General features: G+C 41.5%; 15 protein-coding genes and 1 tRNA gene. 12 read left to right on the top strand and 4 right to left on the bottom strand.

What is annotated here, in order from left to right; genetic code table 11:
- Positions 1-67: 67 nt before the first annotated feature.
- Positions 68-141, top strand: a tRNA-Arg gene (locus AC570I_RS10150).
- A 105-nt stretch (positions 142-246) separates the two neighbouring features.
- On the opposite strand, the gene AC570I_RS10145 is transcribed toward AC570I_RS10150, so the two are convergent.
- Positions 247-831 carry a Crp/Fnr family transcriptional regulator gene (locus AC570I_RS10145; protein WP_497405364.1) on the bottom strand — a complete coding sequence of 195 codons (585 nt, stop codon included), beginning with the start codon at positions 829-831 and terminating at the stop codon, positions 247-249.
- Between the two features lie 177 nt (positions 832-1,008).
- Here AC570I_RS10145 and AC570I_RS10140 point away from each other — a divergent pair, with 177 nt between their 5' ends.
- The 3 genes from AC570I_RS10140 (at position 1,009) to obgE (ending at position 3,921) form a co-directional block, all read left to right on the top strand.
- The gene (locus AC570I_RS10140; RefSeq protein WP_497405363.1) at positions 1,009-2,076 is read left to right on the top strand and encodes an SDR family oxidoreductase; all 1,068 of its coding nucleotides are present in this window, start codon (positions 1,009-1,011) and stop codon (positions 2,074-2,076) included.
- Between the two features lie 204 nt (positions 2,077-2,280).
- The gene (locus AC570I_RS10135) at positions 2,281-2,850 is read left to right on the top strand and encodes an adenylate kinase (protein ID WP_047798619.1); all 570 of its coding nucleotides are present in this window, start codon (positions 2,281-2,283) and stop codon (positions 2,848-2,850) included.
- Positions 2,851-2,925: 75 nt separating this feature from the next.
- Positions 2,926-3,921, top strand: a complete 996-nt coding sequence (gene obgE / locus AC570I_RS10130) for a GTPase ObgE (RefSeq protein ID WP_497405362.1) — start codon at positions 2,926-2,928, stop codon at positions 3,919-3,921.
- A gap of 17 nt (positions 3,922-3,938) precedes the next feature.
- Here obgE and AC570I_RS10125 read toward each other — a convergent pair whose 3' ends face one another.
- Entirely contained in the window at positions 3,939-4,652 is a 714-nt protein-coding gene (locus AC570I_RS10125; RefSeq protein WP_497405361.1) for a YdcF family protein, read from the bottom strand.
- A 68-nt stretch (positions 4,653-4,720) separates the two neighbouring features.
- Positions 4,721-5,086: a YtxH domain-containing protein gene (locus AC570I_RS10120; RefSeq protein WP_053058321.1), complete on the bottom strand. Its 366-nt coding sequence runs from the start codon at positions 5,084-5,086 to the stop codon at positions 4,721-4,723.
- Positions 5,087-5,224: 138 nt separating this feature from the next.
- On the opposite strand from AC570I_RS10120, the gene AC570I_RS10115 reads away from it, so the two are divergent.
- The 4 genes from AC570I_RS10115 (at position 5,225) to AC570I_RS10100 (ending at position 9,882) form a co-directional block, all read left to right on the top strand.
- Positions 5,225-5,605, top strand: a complete 381-nt coding sequence (locus tag AC570I_RS10115) for an OsmC family protein (RefSeq protein WP_231582641.1) — start codon at positions 5,225-5,227, stop codon at positions 5,603-5,605.
- An 85-nt stretch (positions 5,606-5,690) separates the two neighbouring features.
- Positions 5,691-6,944, top strand: a complete 1,254-nt coding sequence (locus AC570I_RS10110; protein WP_497405360.1) for a DUF2130 domain-containing protein — start codon at positions 5,691-5,693, stop codon at positions 6,942-6,944.
- A 22-nt stretch (positions 6,945-6,966) separates the two neighbouring features.
- Positions 6,967-9,120: a glycoside hydrolase family 97 protein gene (locus AC570I_RS10105; protein ID WP_497405359.1), complete on the top strand. Its 2,154-nt coding sequence runs from the start codon at positions 6,967-6,969 to the stop codon at positions 9,118-9,120.
- 285 nt (positions 9,121-9,405) lie between these two features.
- Positions 9,406-9,882 (top strand): acyl-CoA thioesterase, encoded by a 477-nt coding sequence (locus tag AC570I_RS10100; protein WP_047798613.1) that lies wholly within the window; start codon positions 9,406-9,408, stop codon positions 9,880-9,882.
- Between the two features lie 41 nt (positions 9,883-9,923).
- On the opposite strand, the gene AC570I_RS10095 is transcribed toward AC570I_RS10100, so the two are convergent.
- Positions 9,924-10,445: an NADPH-dependent FMN reductase gene (locus AC570I_RS10095; protein ID WP_047798612.1), complete on the bottom strand. Its 522-nt coding sequence runs from the start codon at positions 10,443-10,445 to the stop codon at positions 9,924-9,926.
- 182 nt (positions 10,446-10,627) lie between these two features.
- Between AC570I_RS10095 and AC570I_RS10090 the strand changes: the two genes are divergently transcribed.
- Genes AC570I_RS10090 through dapB form a run of 4 tightly spaced genes read left to right on the top strand, consistent with a single transcriptional unit; the run spans position 10,628 to position 13,817 of the window.
- A complete protein-coding gene (locus AC570I_RS10090; protein ID WP_047798611.1) occupies positions 10,628-11,431 on the top strand; it encodes a ParA family protein in 804 nt (267 codons plus the stop codon).
- A gap of 7 nt (positions 11,432-11,438) precedes the next feature.
- Entirely contained in the window at positions 11,439-12,347 is a 909-nt protein-coding gene (locus tag AC570I_RS10085; protein WP_047798610.1) for a ParB/RepB/Spo0J family partition protein, read from the top strand.
- The gene (locus AC570I_RS10080) at positions 12,347-13,078 is read left to right on the top strand and encodes a DUF5683 domain-containing protein (RefSeq protein ID WP_053058320.1); all 732 of its coding nucleotides are present in this window, start codon (positions 12,347-12,349) and stop codon (positions 13,076-13,078) included. The genes AC570I_RS10085 and AC570I_RS10080 overlap by 1 nt, the downstream gene beginning before the upstream one ends.
- A gap of 4 nt (positions 13,079-13,082) precedes the next feature.
- Positions 13,083-13,817 (top strand): 4-hydroxy-tetrahydrodipicolinate reductase, encoded by a 735-nt coding sequence (dapB, locus tag AC570I_RS10075; RefSeq protein WP_497405358.1) that lies wholly within the window; start codon positions 13,083-13,085, stop codon positions 13,815-13,817.
- Positions 13,818-13,881: the final 64 nt, after the last annotated feature.

Genomic DNA, 13,881 nt, shown 5'->3' with positions numbered 1-13,881 from the left:
TTTTAAAATTTAATTGGAAATTTAAAACTCAGTTTATACCTTTGCAGTCCGTTAACGATACGGAAATGCATTTGTAGCTCAATTGGATAGAGCATCTCACTACGGATGAGAAGGTTTGGGGTTCGAATCCCTACAAGTGCACATCAAAAGGACTTCAATTGAAGTCCTTTTTTTATATCTTCTGATTTTAATACCATCAACTTCTCAAAGCGATAACCTTCCACGCTTATCGGGATATCAACCTGATTACCTGTTTTTTGAAAGCAGGTTTTTTTTAATCCTGCTAAGTGTTTCCGGAGCAATTCCCAGATAAGAAGCAATTAAGTTTTGTGGAATCCTTTCGGTAATTTGTGGGCTCGACTCCAGCAATTGCAGATAACGTTCTTCTGCATTATGTGTGATGGTGCTCATCAACCGGCGTTCTTTCGTTACCAGGCTGTTCTGGTATAAAATTCTGAAGTAACGATCCATAATCGGTACAGCCAGTGTGAGGGACTCATAATCATTTCTCGAAAGCGTCAGCAATTCTGAATCCTCAATGGCATCAATGTTAAAAACTGCTGGCTGGCCGGTAAGAAAACTGTTGAAATCTGATAGCCACCATCCTTCCCAGCCAAAAATACTCATGTGTTCGCTGCCCTTATCATCGATGTTGTAGGTTCTGAGTAAACCTTTCGCCACGAAAACAAGATTTTTACAAATCTCACCTTCCTGCAACAGGTACTGTCTTTTTCTTAGTTTCTTGGGCGAAAAGAAGCCCGCTATCAGCACCTTGTCTTCGTTGCTAAGGGAAACTTTTTCTTCAATGTGACTGAAGAGTACGTTGATCATTTTTGAAATGTTTTTATGCAAATATAAGTTTTCATTCATCTAATAGGCGATTGATCCATGTCATCTGTATTTGTTGACACAGGTCAAGTGCCGTCTGCACTGGCAGCGTTATTTTTGTATACAAATCTTTAACAAGGCAACCTGCTCAGGCAGGGGTGGCAATTAAGTAAAAATAGTATGGATAAAATAGCATTAGTAGTAGGTGCAAGTGGTATCGCAGGTAGTAACCTGGCCATAAAACTCATTTCACAAGGATGGAATACCTATGGGTTAGCGCGTACACCAAATCTGGAAATAGAGGGGCTGCAACCTGTTGCGGCCGACCTCCTGGATCCTGAAGGTTTAAAAAATAGCCTGGCAGATATCAAACCCACTCATGTGTACATCACCACCTGGATGCGCAATGATACCGAGGCAGAAAACATCAGGGTTAACAGCATGATGGTCCGTAACCTGCTTGATGTTTTGTCGGTGCACCAATCTGTACAGCATGTGGCATTGGTAACCGGACTGAAACATTATTTAGGCCCTTTTGAAGCCTATGCTCAGGATGGTTTCCTGCCGGAAACGCCTTTAAGGGAGGAACATCCACGATTAGAAATCGAAAACTTCTATTACGCCCAGGAAGATGAAGTGTATGCCGCTGCTGCACGCGATGGTTTCACCTGGAGTATTCACAGGCCACACACTGTAATTGGCCAGGCCGTTGGTAATGCCATGAATCTCGGTACCACGCTGGCTGTTTATGCAACCATTTGTAAAGAAACAGGGCGACAGTTCAGGTGGCCTGGCTCTTCAGCACAATGGAATGGCCTGTCAGATGTAACCGACGTCAATGTGCTGGCAGATCAACTAATCTGGGCTTCAACTACCGAAAGAGCAAAAAATGAAGCTTTCAATGTAGTGAATGGCGATGTGTTCCGTTGGAGCAGGCTATGGAACAAGCTGGCCGCATATTTCGGGGTAACGGCGGTTGGTTTCGAAGGTACCATTAAACCGCTCGAAATAGAGATGGCCAATGATGGAGAAATCTGGAAAAGCATTGCACGCAAATACAATCTCAAAGAAACAGAATTAAAACGACTGGCTTCTGCATGGCATACCGACCTTGATCTGGGTAGACCCATCGAAGTCATGACCGACATGTCGAAAAGTAGAAAACTTGGATTCCTGGTTTTCAAGGATACAGAAGAAGCATTTTACCAGCTATTCGATCAGTTACGCCGATCAAATTTAATACCTTAAGCAAATACGGAAAGAGAATCAGTTTATGATTCTCTTTTCTTTAAAACTGCCCGGTTTTCAAATAAATTGTCAATTATAAAACTCATCTAAATTAATAATTATATATTTGCAGCCTTGAAAGGCAACACATTGTGTGATTTTCTATTTAGTTAAAGCCATAGGAATAAGGCTTTTTTAATTTTAAAGACAACCTAAACCACGTTAATGCTTAATTTAGTTCTCTTTGGCCCTCCAGGGGCGGGTAAAGGCACCCAATCTGAAAAACTGATCGAAAAATATCAGTTAGTACATGTTTCAACAGGCGATCTTTTTAGAGCACACGTTAAAGGCGAAACAGAATTAGGAAAAAAAGTTAGTCAATTGTTAGCTGATGGTGAATTGGTACCTGACGCCATTACAATCGCAATGCTTGAAGAAGAAGTAGATAAAAACCCTGAAGCAAAAGGATTTGTATTCGATGGTTTTCCGCGTACTGTTCCTCAGGCAAAAGAACTTGATTTATTTTTAGAGCGTAAAGGCAGTAACATCGCCGGTGTAATTGCACTGGATGTAGATCAGGACGAACTGACTAAACGCATCGCTGAACGTCACAAAGTAAGTGGCCGTCCGGATGATGATGCGGAGAAGTTGAAAAAACGTATTTCAGAATACTTTGATAAAACAATCCATGTATTGCCTTATTATGAGGAGCAAGGGAAGTTGAAAAAAGTGAATGGAATTGGTGAAATAGAAAAAGTTTATAGTGATCTTTGCGCTGTAATCGATCAATTCTAAATAATTGAATTTTTGTTTAATGGCGGAAAAGATTTAGATTTTTTTCCGCCATTTTTTATTTTATAATTAAGTAATATGTCTCAGGGTTCGAATTTCGTAGATTATGTAAAGATTTGTTGCCGTTCTGGCAAGGGCGGGGCAGGTTCTGCACATTTACACCGTGATATTTTAACATCTATGGGTGGACCTGATGGTGGTGATGGCGGTCGCGGCGGTCACATCATTGTGAAAGGCAGTATTCATATCTGGACATTATTACATTTAAAATACCGCAAGCACATTATTGCCCAGGATGGTGGCGCCGGAGGAAGTTCACATAAATCGGGTAAGCAGGGAGAGGATGAAATTCTCGAAGTGCCACTAGGCACTATTGCCAAAGATGCCGAAACCGGTGAAGTTCTTTTTGAAATCACCAAAGATGGCGAAACCAAAGTGCTAACTGCCGGTGGTCGTGGCGGACTGGGGAATGCCCACTTCAAAAATTCAGTACAGCAAACCCCTCGTTTTGCACAGCCAGGAGAACCCGGTAAAGAAATCTGGAATATCCTTGAACTGAAAGTTTTAGCTGACGTAGGTCTGGTAGGATTTCCGAATGCAGGCAAATCTACCTTGCTTTCCGTAGTTTCTGCCGCAAAACCCGAAATTGCAGATTATCCGTTTACCACCATCGTACCCAACTTGGGGATTGTCAGTTACCGTGGAGGCAAATCTTTCGTAATGGCCGATATTCCCGGAATTATTGAAGGTGCCTCGAAAGGTAAGGGTTTAGGATATCGCTTTTTAAGGCATATTGAACGTAATTCTGTATTGTTGTTCATGGTTCCTGCCGATACCAGCCGTAGCATAAAAGAAGAATACGAAATTTTAAAACGTGAATTGCAATCCTATAATCCCGAGCTGATGCAGAAGCCTCATGTGCTGGCCATTACCAAATCTGATATGCTTGATGAAGAGCTGATGACAGAAATGAAACAGGATCTGCCTGCCGTTCCTTCAATTTTTATATCGTCGGTAGCGCAAAAAAATCTCTCAGAATTAAAAGACATGCTTTGGAAGGCTATTGAAGGATAGTGAGCTATTCTCAAAGATTAACTTCGTAAACGGTCTACTGCCAGTCCTATCCACTCCTTGAATATCATTTCCCAGCCACCAAGCGCAGAGGCGCTGGGTATAAAGAAGTCGCCGAAATCAATCTGATCCGGTCCGGCAAAGTTTGTTGGATAGTATTCGATCTTATGTTTTGATTGCCTGTCGAAAATCATCTTCGCCCGGGGGATATGCCAGGCGCTTGTAATCACCAGTATTTTCGCGTCAGGTTTTACTTTCCCAATTAGCCCGATGCTGTTTCTGGCATTTTCCAAAGTATTCCTGCTTTGATTTTCAACTAATAAAGCCGAATCAGGTATACCAATCAGTTTTAAGTAATTGATTACGAGATCGGCTTCTTTGACTTCGTTATCTAATAGGTTCGCATTACCGCTGGCCACTAATATTTTATCTATCTGTTTACTTTTAAAAAGCGAAACGGCCTGAAACAATCTGTCGCCGGATTCCGAAAAAGCAATTTTATTGTTCCGTTTGTTAAGCCCCGAAAAGCCCCCCAGCACAATGCCAACATCGTAATGCCTTCTCTCAGGATATCCTGCTTCATAGGCATTCATCACCGTGCCAAGCAGCGCCCCATTCGAAAAAAAGAGCAGTAAACCAACAGCAGCATAAAGAATTTGTTGCTTATGTTTCTTCGATAATGCTGCCCAGATTAAAAGTGCAACTACCCATATAATGGGTTTGATGAGAAACATTAAAATTTTAGACAGGATAAAGATCATTTAAAGATATTATCCTGTAAAATTAAAAAAATGTTTCAATCTTATCCCTGACCCTCCTGAACCTGACCATTTTCATGCGCATGCTCCAGAATCTCTTTAATATCCGATTTAGGTTTTTTCGCTACCTTATGCTTGAAATGAGGGATCTCCTGCGCTACAATATCTTCCTCAAAAGCCTCAACTCCGAAGACCTTCTCTCTTAAAAGGTTGTATTTGTCTTGAAAACCATATCCAAGGTTTCTGGCGCCTTTTGCTATTTTCCCTCTTGTGCCACTACCGCTGTCTGGCGCAAATAATACACTGATTACTGCACCTGCTGCTAAACCTGCTACCAGGGCAAGCGCAACCTGAACGTTATTATCCGACTTCTGCGTTAAATATTTTCCGATTAACTTTCTGTACTTCATGATCTTGTATTTTATAAGTGCAACAACCCGGGGGATAGAAAGTTTTATTATACACCTACCGAATTTCAAAAAAGATAGGGATGTTACCCAAAATGTGACGATAAACCACAATATTTGGAACTATAAAAATTAATGATAATGGTAAAAGCAACAATCAATAAAGAACACTATGCCTGTTCAGTTACAAATGGTTCACATGAAATCATCGTGGATGAGCCTGTAGAATTAGGCGGCACCCACAAAGGATTTGCACCCAAGGGCCTTTTGATGGCTTCTTTAGCATCATGTGTAGCCATTACGTTAAGAATGTATGCCGACCGTAAAGAATGGCCGGTTGATAAAATTGAGGTTGAGGTAAATATTGGTACAGAAAATAATGAAACCGTTTTTTTTGAAGAAATTACCTGTACAGGCCAGTTAACCGATGAACAAAAAACAAGATTGGAAGACATTGCTTCAAAATGCCCGGTGAGTAAACTTTTAACGGTTGGACATGAAGTTCGTTCGAAGGTTTTGTAAAAGGTGCAAAACTCGTCTGTGCAATCCTGAAAAGCTTTAATATCTTTGTATTTAATTCAGTTTTTTGCTGAAGCTAACACTATTTATGGCCACTGAAATTAAATGTCCGAACTGTTCCCATATTTTTCCAATGGAAGAAGCCATGGCTGAAGATTATAAAAAAGAGCTGAGAGAAAAGGCTGCTGCCTATGCCAGGCAGAAGGACGAAGAGTATCAGCGCAAACTTCAGGTTTTTGAAGCAGATAAACAGCAGCAACATAAAGCTTTTGAAGCCAGACTTGTTGAGGAAAAAAATAAGCTGAAAGGCGATTTAGAAGAGAATCTGCGTAAAAGTATCGCTTCAGATTATGAAAATAAACTGCAAATGCTTGAAGGCTCTGCCAAAGACAACGCAGAAAAGTTAAGGCTTGCCCGCGAAAAAGAATTACAGTTTTTAAAACGGGAAGAAAGTTTACTGTTAAAAGAACAGGAGCTTGAGTTGTCCATGCAACGTAAAATGCAGGAGCAACGGAATGAACTGGTAGAACAGATCCGAAAACAGGAAGCCGAGAAAAACAGCATAAAAGATACAGAACACCAGTTGCGTTTAAAGGAACTGGAAAAACAGCTCGATGACCAGAAAAAACTGGCGGAGGAGATGAAGCGAAAAGCGGAGCAAGGCAGCATGCAGTTGCAGGGAGAGGTACAGGAGCTGATTCTGGAAGAACTGCTTCGCAGTAATTTTCCCTTCGATGTAATAGAAGAAGTAGGCAAGGGCGTTCGCGGGGCCGATTGTGTGCAGGTTGTACGCAACCAGTTTGGGCAGGAGTGCGGAAAAATCATTTACGAGAGCAAACGCACAAAAGACTTTGGCGGCGACTGGATTGAGAAACTCAAAAAAGACATGCGCAGCATGGGCGTTGATGTTGCTGTAATTGTTAGTCAGTGTTACCCCAAAGGCATGGATTGCTTTGGGCAGAAAGATGGCGTTTGGATTTGTTCGTTTGAAGAAGTAAACGCAGTTGCATACGTGTTGCGTGATGGTATTCTGCGTTTATCGACTGCCATGAAATCGCAGGAAAACCGTGGGGATAAAATGCACATGCTTTACGACTATTTAACAGGAGCAGAATTCTCCGAGCAATGGAAAGCCATCCGCGAAGGTTTTATGAGCATGAAACTATCTATTCAACGCGAACGCGATGCCATGGAGCGCCTTTGGAAAGCACGCGAGAAGCAGCTGGAAAAAGTTTTACTCAACGCCACCCATATCCGTGGCTCCATTGAGGGAATTGCCGGAAGCGACAGCATTCAGCTCAGCTTAACTGATGATGATGATGAAACTTTGCTCCTCGATTAATAATGATAGCTATAATAAAAGAATGATACCTAAATTATATAAAGTGAATAAAAACAATAACCAAGTGCTTAACCTCTCTAACCTTCTGGCATTCATTTGCCTTTTGCTTATTTCCGGGAACGTTTCCGGTCAGCAATTAAAATCACCGGATGCCAACCTGATCGCTAATTTTTCTTTAGCAGAAGGCGGTGTGCCAACGTACAGTTTGAAGTATAAAGGTAAAGATGTTATCAAAACCAGTAAGCTTGGTTTGGAGCTCAAAGATGGAAAAAATTTAACCAACGGTTTTACCATCAGCGATACTAAAACCACCGCTTTTAACGAAACCTGGAAGCCGGTTTGGGGAGAAGTAAAGGAAATTGTAAACCATTACAATGAACTGGCGGTAACCCTTACACAAAAAGCAAGCAATCGCTATATCATTGTTCGTTTACGATTGTTCAACGACGGTTTAGGCTTCAGGTATGAATTTCCTGAGCAGAAAAACCTTGATTACTTCGTTATTAAAGAAGAAAAAACACAGTTTGCCTTAGCTGGCGATCATAAAGCATTCTGGTTGCCAGGTGATTATGATACGCAGGAGTACAGCACTACAACCTCAAATTTATCTGAAGTGCGGGGTAAAATGAAAGATGCCGTAACGCCCAACGCATCGCAAACAACTTTCTCGCCAACAGGTTTGCAAACCCCTTTGATGATGAAAAGCAAAGATGGTTTGTATATCAACATCCACGAAGCTGCGCTGATCAACTATTCTTTAATGTCGCTAAACCTTGATGATAAAAACATGGTATTAGAATCCTGGTTAACACCCGATGCAATAGGGGATAAGGGTTATATGCAGGCGCCGTGTTTATCGCCCTGGAGAACCATCATCGTAAGCGATAAGGCTGGTGATATCTTAACGTCAAAGCTGACATACAATCTTAACGAACCTACCCGGTTTAAAGATGTATCGTGGATCAAACCAACAAAATACGTAGGGGTTTGGTGGGAAATGATTACCGGCAAAAGCACCTGGGCCTACAATGATTTAACCAGTGTTCAGTTAGGGGTAACTGATTATTCGAAAACAAAGCCAAATGGTAAGCACGCTGCCAATACTGCACATGTAAAAGAGTATATTGACTTTGCCGCCAAAAACGGACTGGATGCTGTTTTGGTTGAAGGCTGGAATGAAGGCTGGGAAGACTGGTTTGGCAAAACAAAAGATTATGTTTTTGATTTCGTAACGCCTTATCCTGATTTTGATGTGCAGGAATTACACCGCTACGCGGCGAGCAAAGGCATCAAAATGATCATGCACCACGAAACTTCTTCGTCGGTACGTAATTATGAGCGGCACCTGGATACGGCTTATAAGTTTATGAAAGCAAATGGTTATGATGCGGTTAAAAGCGGTTATGTAGGAAACATGATTCCCCGTGGCGAGCATCACTATGGCCAGTGGTTAAACAACCATTATCTGTATGCCATACAGAAAGCTGCTGAATATAAAATTATGGTGAACGCCCACGAAGCTGTTCGCCCAACAGGTTTGGCCCGCACCTACCCGAATTTAATAGGCAATGAGTCTGCCCGTGGTACAGAATATGAGGCTTTTGGCGGCAACAATACCGATCATACCACCATTCTGCCTTTCACCAGGCTAATTGGCGGTCCGATGGATTATACCCCCGGGATTTTCGAAACCAGGGTGAGTGCTTACAATCCCGACAATAATTCTTTTGTGCACAGTACACTGGCGCGTCAGCTGGCCCTGTATGTTACGATGTACAGCCCTTTACAAATGGCTGCAGATTTACCGGAAACCTATAATAAATACATGGATGCTTTTCAGTTTATTAAAGATGTTGCGGTGGATTGGGATGATACCAAAGTTCTAGAAGCTGAACCTGGTGATTATATCACTTTTGCCCGTAAAGCCAAGGGAAAAAATAACTGGTTCGTTGGTCGCACGAATGATGAAATTGCCCGTACCTCGAAAATCGACTTCAGCTTTTTAGATGCCGGAAAAAAATATACGGCAACCATTTATGCGGATGCGAAGGATGCGCACTACGAAACGAATCCCAAAGCCTATACCATCCGCAAAATGGAAGTGACCAGCAAAACAAAATTAACACTTAATTGCGCCCCTGGCGGAGGTTACGCGATCAGCATTATAGCAAAATAGTATCTATATCCCGCAGATTACGCTAGTTCCGTAGCTTTCTGTATGATGAAAAAAAATTGCATGCCGCCGTCACCAAAATAATCTGCGTAAATCACTTTAATCTGCGGGAGTTATAAAATAAGTTTATGCCCCGCAGATTACGCCAATTCCGCAGATTTCTGTATGATGAAAAAAATCATTCAGGTAAGGGTAAATAAACTGTTTCAATAAAAATGATAATTTTTGCATATTGCTGTCAGGAAAATACTCTGTGTAAATCACCTTAATCTGCGGGAATCAACAATCATGGCAAAACCAAAAAATCATATCGAACTACAGTTCTTAAGCGAACCTTCCGATGTCAATTATGGGGGCAAGGTGCATGGCGGGATGATGATGAAATGGATTGATCAGGCAGCTTTTGCCTGTGCCCTGCAATGGAGCAACTCCTACTGTGTAACGATTTATGTCGGCGGGATCCGGTTTTTTAAACCCGTACACATCGGGCACCTCGTAAAAATGGAAGCGCGCATCATTTACACCGGCAAAACCAGTATGCACATCGCTGTGGATGCCTACTCCAAGCCTGTTGGCCAGTCAGAATTTGTTAAAAATACCCATTGTATTATTGTATTTGTTGCCGTAGATGATAACGGACAGCCCAAAACCATTCCTGCGTTTAAGCCTAAAACGGAGAAAGAGCTCGCCATGCATGGCTATGCCATTAAGCTGATGGAGCTACGCAAAAGCATCGACAAAGAAATGGAACCCTATATCGTTTAAGCGAAAGGGGATTTACAGCTCATTCAGGCATGTGCCTCATCCTAAAACCTGATGAACTTTTCGATCTGTTCGTTTGTAAATTGGATGGTATCTTCTTTAATCAGGTTCCCACTGGCGTCCAATTCAGTTTTGATGTTGGGAATGTGCAGGCGCAGCGGTAAAACATGCAAATGGATATAATGACAAACGCCGGTAAAATGATCTACACCACGAATATTTCCATACTTTCCTGAAGAAATGCCTACAAGTGCGGCTTTTTTATCGTAAAAACTATCAGGATAATTGCAGGCGTCAATCAGCACCTTTAAAACGCCCGGATAGCTTCCGTTATATTCAGGCATTATGAAAAGAAACTTATCTGTTTCTGAAATCATATCCTGGATTTTCTGGAACGCCTCAGAGCGTTTACCGAACATATCGGTATTTAAAACATCTGCAGGGAGGTGCTCTAAGTTGAATACTCCTGCTTCTACACCTTTATTTTTAAGCTGCTGCTGGTAATATTTAGCAATTTTTAGCGTATTGCTATTGGGTCTGTTGGTCGCGGCTATTATTGTTATCATTTGATAATTGTTAATAAGATGTTTAAAACGCAAATACCCTTATTGCTGATATTGCCATTTAGTTTGTATCTTAGCTGATTGAGAAAAAGGGCGTAAACAGCGCAAAAATAGGACTTTTTGCCGATAAAAAGGCATAAACCAATAACGCCCTTACAAACGTTTAGTAAATTTCGGATAGATAGATGAGCAAAATTATTGCATTAGCAAATCAAAAAGGTGGTGTTGGTAAAACAACTTCATCTATAAACCTGGCTGCGAGTTTAGCCGTACTTGAATACAAAACTTTACTGGTAGATGCTGATCCTCAGGCTAATTCAACTTCAGGCATTGGCTTCGATCCCCGCAATATTAAAGATAGTATCTATGAATGTATCATCAACGATATAGACCCCTTACAGGCTATTCAGAAAACAGATACGCCCAACCTTGATTTACTGCCCGCACACATTGATTTAGTTGGTGCCGAAATTGAGATGATCAACCTCAATAACCGTGAATATAAAATGAAAGCGGTTTTAGAAAAGATCAAAGACCAATACGATTTCATTATCATCGATTGTTCTCCATCCCTGGGTTTAATTACGATAAATGCCTTAACGGCAGCCGATTCTGTTATCATTCCTGTCCAGTGCGAGTATTTCGCTTTAGAAGGGCTAGGGAAATTGTTAAATACGATTAAGATTGTTCAGAATCGTTTAAATCCTGAACTGGAAATAGAGGGAATTTTGTTAACCATGTACGATGTGCGTTTACGCTTGTCTAACCAGGTGGTTGAAGAAGTAAAAACCCATTTTCACGAGCTGGTTTTCGAAACCATCATTCAGCGTAATACCCGTTTAAGTGAGGCACCAAGTTATGGCGTTTCGGTAATTATGCACGATGCAAACTGCAAGGGAGCCATCAATTACCTGAATCTTGCGCGCGAAATCGTTAAGAAAAACGGCTTGTTGAGAGAAGAAGAAAATATAGGAACAGCAACATTATAATTTATAGATGACATCTTTTCAGCGAAAAACAGGTTTAGGTAGAGGTTTAAGTGCGCTTTTAGATGATAGCGAATCTACTCATCCACCAAAGCAAACTGTAAATGCAGTGAGCGAAACTGAGCAGATTGGTAATATCAGTCATGTAAGTTTAAATGAGGTTGAAACCAATCCATATCAGCCAAGAACAGAGTTTGACCAGGTTGCTTTAAATGAGCTGGCCGATTCAATCAAAGTTCAGGGGCTTATCCAACCCATCACAGTTAGAAAACTGGGTGCTAATAAATATCAGTTAATATCGGGCGAACGGAGATTCAGGGCTTCAAGGCTGGCTGGTTTAACGCAAATACCGGCTTATATCCGGAGTGCTAACGACCAGCAAATGCTGGAAATGGCACTGATTGAGAACATTCAACGAGAAAACCTGAATGCAATCGAGGTCGCTTTAAGTTTTCAGCGAATGATCGATGAGGTAGGCCTGAAACAAGAACAACTTGGAGAGCGCGTTGGCAAAAACAGAACAACTGTAACTAACTACCTTCGTTTGTTAAAACTTCCGCCTGCGATTCAGGCATCCATCCGCGATCAGCGGATTTCAATGGGACATGCACGCGCCTTAATCAACGTGGATGGTGTAGACAAACAATTGTTTATTCACCAGGAAATCCTGGAGAAAGGTTTATCTGTAAGAAAAGTGGAAGAACTGGTACGTAATTTACAACATGCACCAGTTAAAACCGATGATAAACCGAAGTCTGCCGGAGTATCTTTCCAATACCAAAAACTACAGGATGATTTAGCTTCTAAATTCGCTACCCGCGTAAAGCTAAAAGTAACGCAGAATGGCAAAGGCGCAATTGAAATTCCTTTTATGAGCGATGATGACCTGAACAGGATTTTAGAGCTATTGGATTGGTAATGCAGAGGATTAAGCTTTTAGTACTGGTTTCGTTATTTACATGTATTGGTGTAAATCTGGCATTTGCTCAGGTAAAGGATACTGTATTGAAAAGCGCAGATACCACCAGGTTAAAGCGTAACTCTTCTTCAGAGATTGCTAAGCCAGCAAAACCAATGTCACGCCAGGATTCAATGAAGGCAAAGTACGTTAATCCGGGTAAGGTTGCCGGAAGAAAGGCTGTTTTCAGATCCATGATCATTCCCGGCTGGGGGCAGTTGTACAACATTCAGATTCTGAATGATGGTTACGGAACCCGGGCAGGCAAAAGTCAGTTCTGGCAGAAGGTGTACACAGGCGGGAAAATCGCTGCAATTTATGGAGGGGCAACTGTGTTAACCTTATCGTATATTCAGAATCGTAAGGATTACAAAATGTATTTGCAGGAAGCACAAGCCAGGGAAATTCTCGCCGCAGGAGGACCAAATAATACCAATCCTTCACTCGCCGGTTTTTCCAGCGCCGGTATTCTATCTGCCAAAAGCACCACTAAGCGGAACTCACAGATTGTACTATTTTCTTACGGATTGCTATATGCAGCCAATATTATTGATGCCTACGTTTCTGCACGTTTGCATTATTTTAACATTGATGATAACCTCACCTTCAGGGTGATGCCATCAATGATCAATTCTAACAGTATGTATGGTTTTAATGCTACACCAGCTTTAAAACTTTCCTTAACATTTTAATATTATGAAAATTGCGCTTTTAGGTTATGGCAAAATGGGGCAGATTATTGAGAAATTTGCACTTGAACGCGGCCATGAAATCGTTTTAAAAATATCAATTGATAACCGGGAAGAGTTAACCCGGCAAAACTTAAAGTCTGCCGATGTGGCCATAGACTTTAGTACACCGGATTCTGTTTTAAGTAATATCGATGCTTGTTTTGATGCCAATGTTCCCGTTGTTGTAGGTACAACCGGCTGGTATGGAAAACTTCAGGAAGTGAAGAATGATTGCGACAGCAGTAACAATACCCTGCTTTACGGGTCTAACTTCAGTATTGGCGTTAATTTATTCTTCAAACTGAACCAGACACTGGCGAAGCTGATGAATAAATATCCGGCCTATGAGGTACAGGTAGAAGAAATTCACCACACCCAAAAGCTCGATTCGCCAAGTGGTACAGCAATTACGCTGGCCGAAGGCATACTTGATAACGTGGAGCGTAAATCGGAATGGTTAAATGAAGAGGTTGGCAAAGATGTAGAGGTGTTCCCGAAAACAGAACAGCTATTAATCGAATCGCATAGGATTGAGAACATCCCGGGTACGCATACCGTAATTTACAGCAGCGAAGTGGATGATATTGAAATTAAGCATACCGCACACAGCAGGGCCGGATTTGCATTAGGCGCAGTAGTTGCCGCAGAATGGGTGAAAGACAAAAAAGGATTTTTCAGTATTACTGATATATTTGAATAAGAAGGACATTCATTACCCGTTAACCGGTTAACGAATATACCAGTTAACCATAACATACAGATAA

This window comes from Pedobacter sp. A2324, from assembly GCF_059693705.1.
Note: the sequence above shows the minus strand (reverse complement) of the source record. Positions and strands in the feature narration are given on the sequence as shown.

What these genes read in the sequence shown, in the direction of transcription:
- AC570I_RS10125 (WP_497405361.1), bottom strand. Translation starts at nt 4,652, where the DNA reads ATGTTTCTCATCAAACCCATTATATGGGTAGTTGCACTTTTAATCTGG.
- AC570I_RS10115 (WP_231582641.1), top strand. Translation starts at nt 5,225, where the DNA reads ATGGTAAAAGCAACAATCAATAAAGAACACTATGCCTGTTCAGTTACA.
- AC570I_RS10080 (WP_053058320.1), top strand. Translation starts at nt 12,347, where the DNA reads ATGCAGAGGATTAAGCTTTTAGTACTGGTTTCGTTATTTACATGTATT.
- AC570I_RS10105 (WP_497405359.1), top strand. Translation starts at nt 6,967, where the DNA reads ATGATACCTAAATTATATAAAGTGAATAAAAACAATAACCAAGTGCTT.
- AC570I_RS10140 (WP_497405363.1), top strand. Translation starts at nt 1,009, where the DNA reads ATGGATAAAATAGCATTAGTAGTAGGTGCAAGTGGTATCGCAGGTAGT.
- AC570I_RS10095 (WP_047798612.1), bottom strand. Translation starts at nt 10,445, where the DNA reads ATGATAACAATAATAGCCGCGACCAACAGACCCAATAGCAATACGCTA.
- AC570I_RS10120 (WP_053058321.1), bottom strand. Translation starts at nt 5,086, where the DNA reads ATGAAGTACAGAAAGTTAATCGGAAAATATTTAACGCAGAAGTCGGAT.
- AC570I_RS10145 (WP_497405364.1), bottom strand. Translation starts at nt 831, where the DNA reads ATGATCAACGTACTCTTCAGTCACATTGAAGAAAAAGTTTCCCTTAGC.
- AC570I_RS10135 (WP_047798619.1), top strand. Translation starts at nt 2,281, where the DNA reads ATGCTTAATTTAGTTCTCTTTGGCCCTCCAGGGGCGGGTAAAGGCACC.
- dapB (WP_497405358.1), top strand. Translation starts at nt 13,083, where the DNA reads ATGAAAATTGCGCTTTTAGGTTATGGCAAAATGGGGCAGATTATTGAG.
- AC570I_RS10110 (WP_497405360.1), top strand. Translation starts at nt 5,691, where the DNA reads ATGGCCACTGAAATTAAATGTCCGAACTGTTCCCATATTTTTCCAATG.
- AC570I_RS10085 (WP_047798610.1), top strand. Translation starts at nt 11,439, where the DNA reads ATGACATCTTTTCAGCGAAAAACAGGTTTAGGTAGAGGTTTAAGTGCG.
- AC570I_RS10100 (WP_047798613.1), top strand. Translation starts at nt 9,406, where the DNA reads ATGGCAAAACCAAAAAATCATATCGAACTACAGTTCTTAAGCGAACCT.
- AC570I_RS10090 (WP_047798611.1), top strand. Translation starts at nt 10,628, where the DNA reads ATGAGCAAAATTATTGCATTAGCAAATCAAAAAGGTGGTGTTGGTAAA.
- obgE (WP_497405362.1), top strand. Translation starts at nt 2,926, where the DNA reads ATGTCTCAGGGTTCGAATTTCGTAGATTATGTAAAGATTTGTTGCCGT.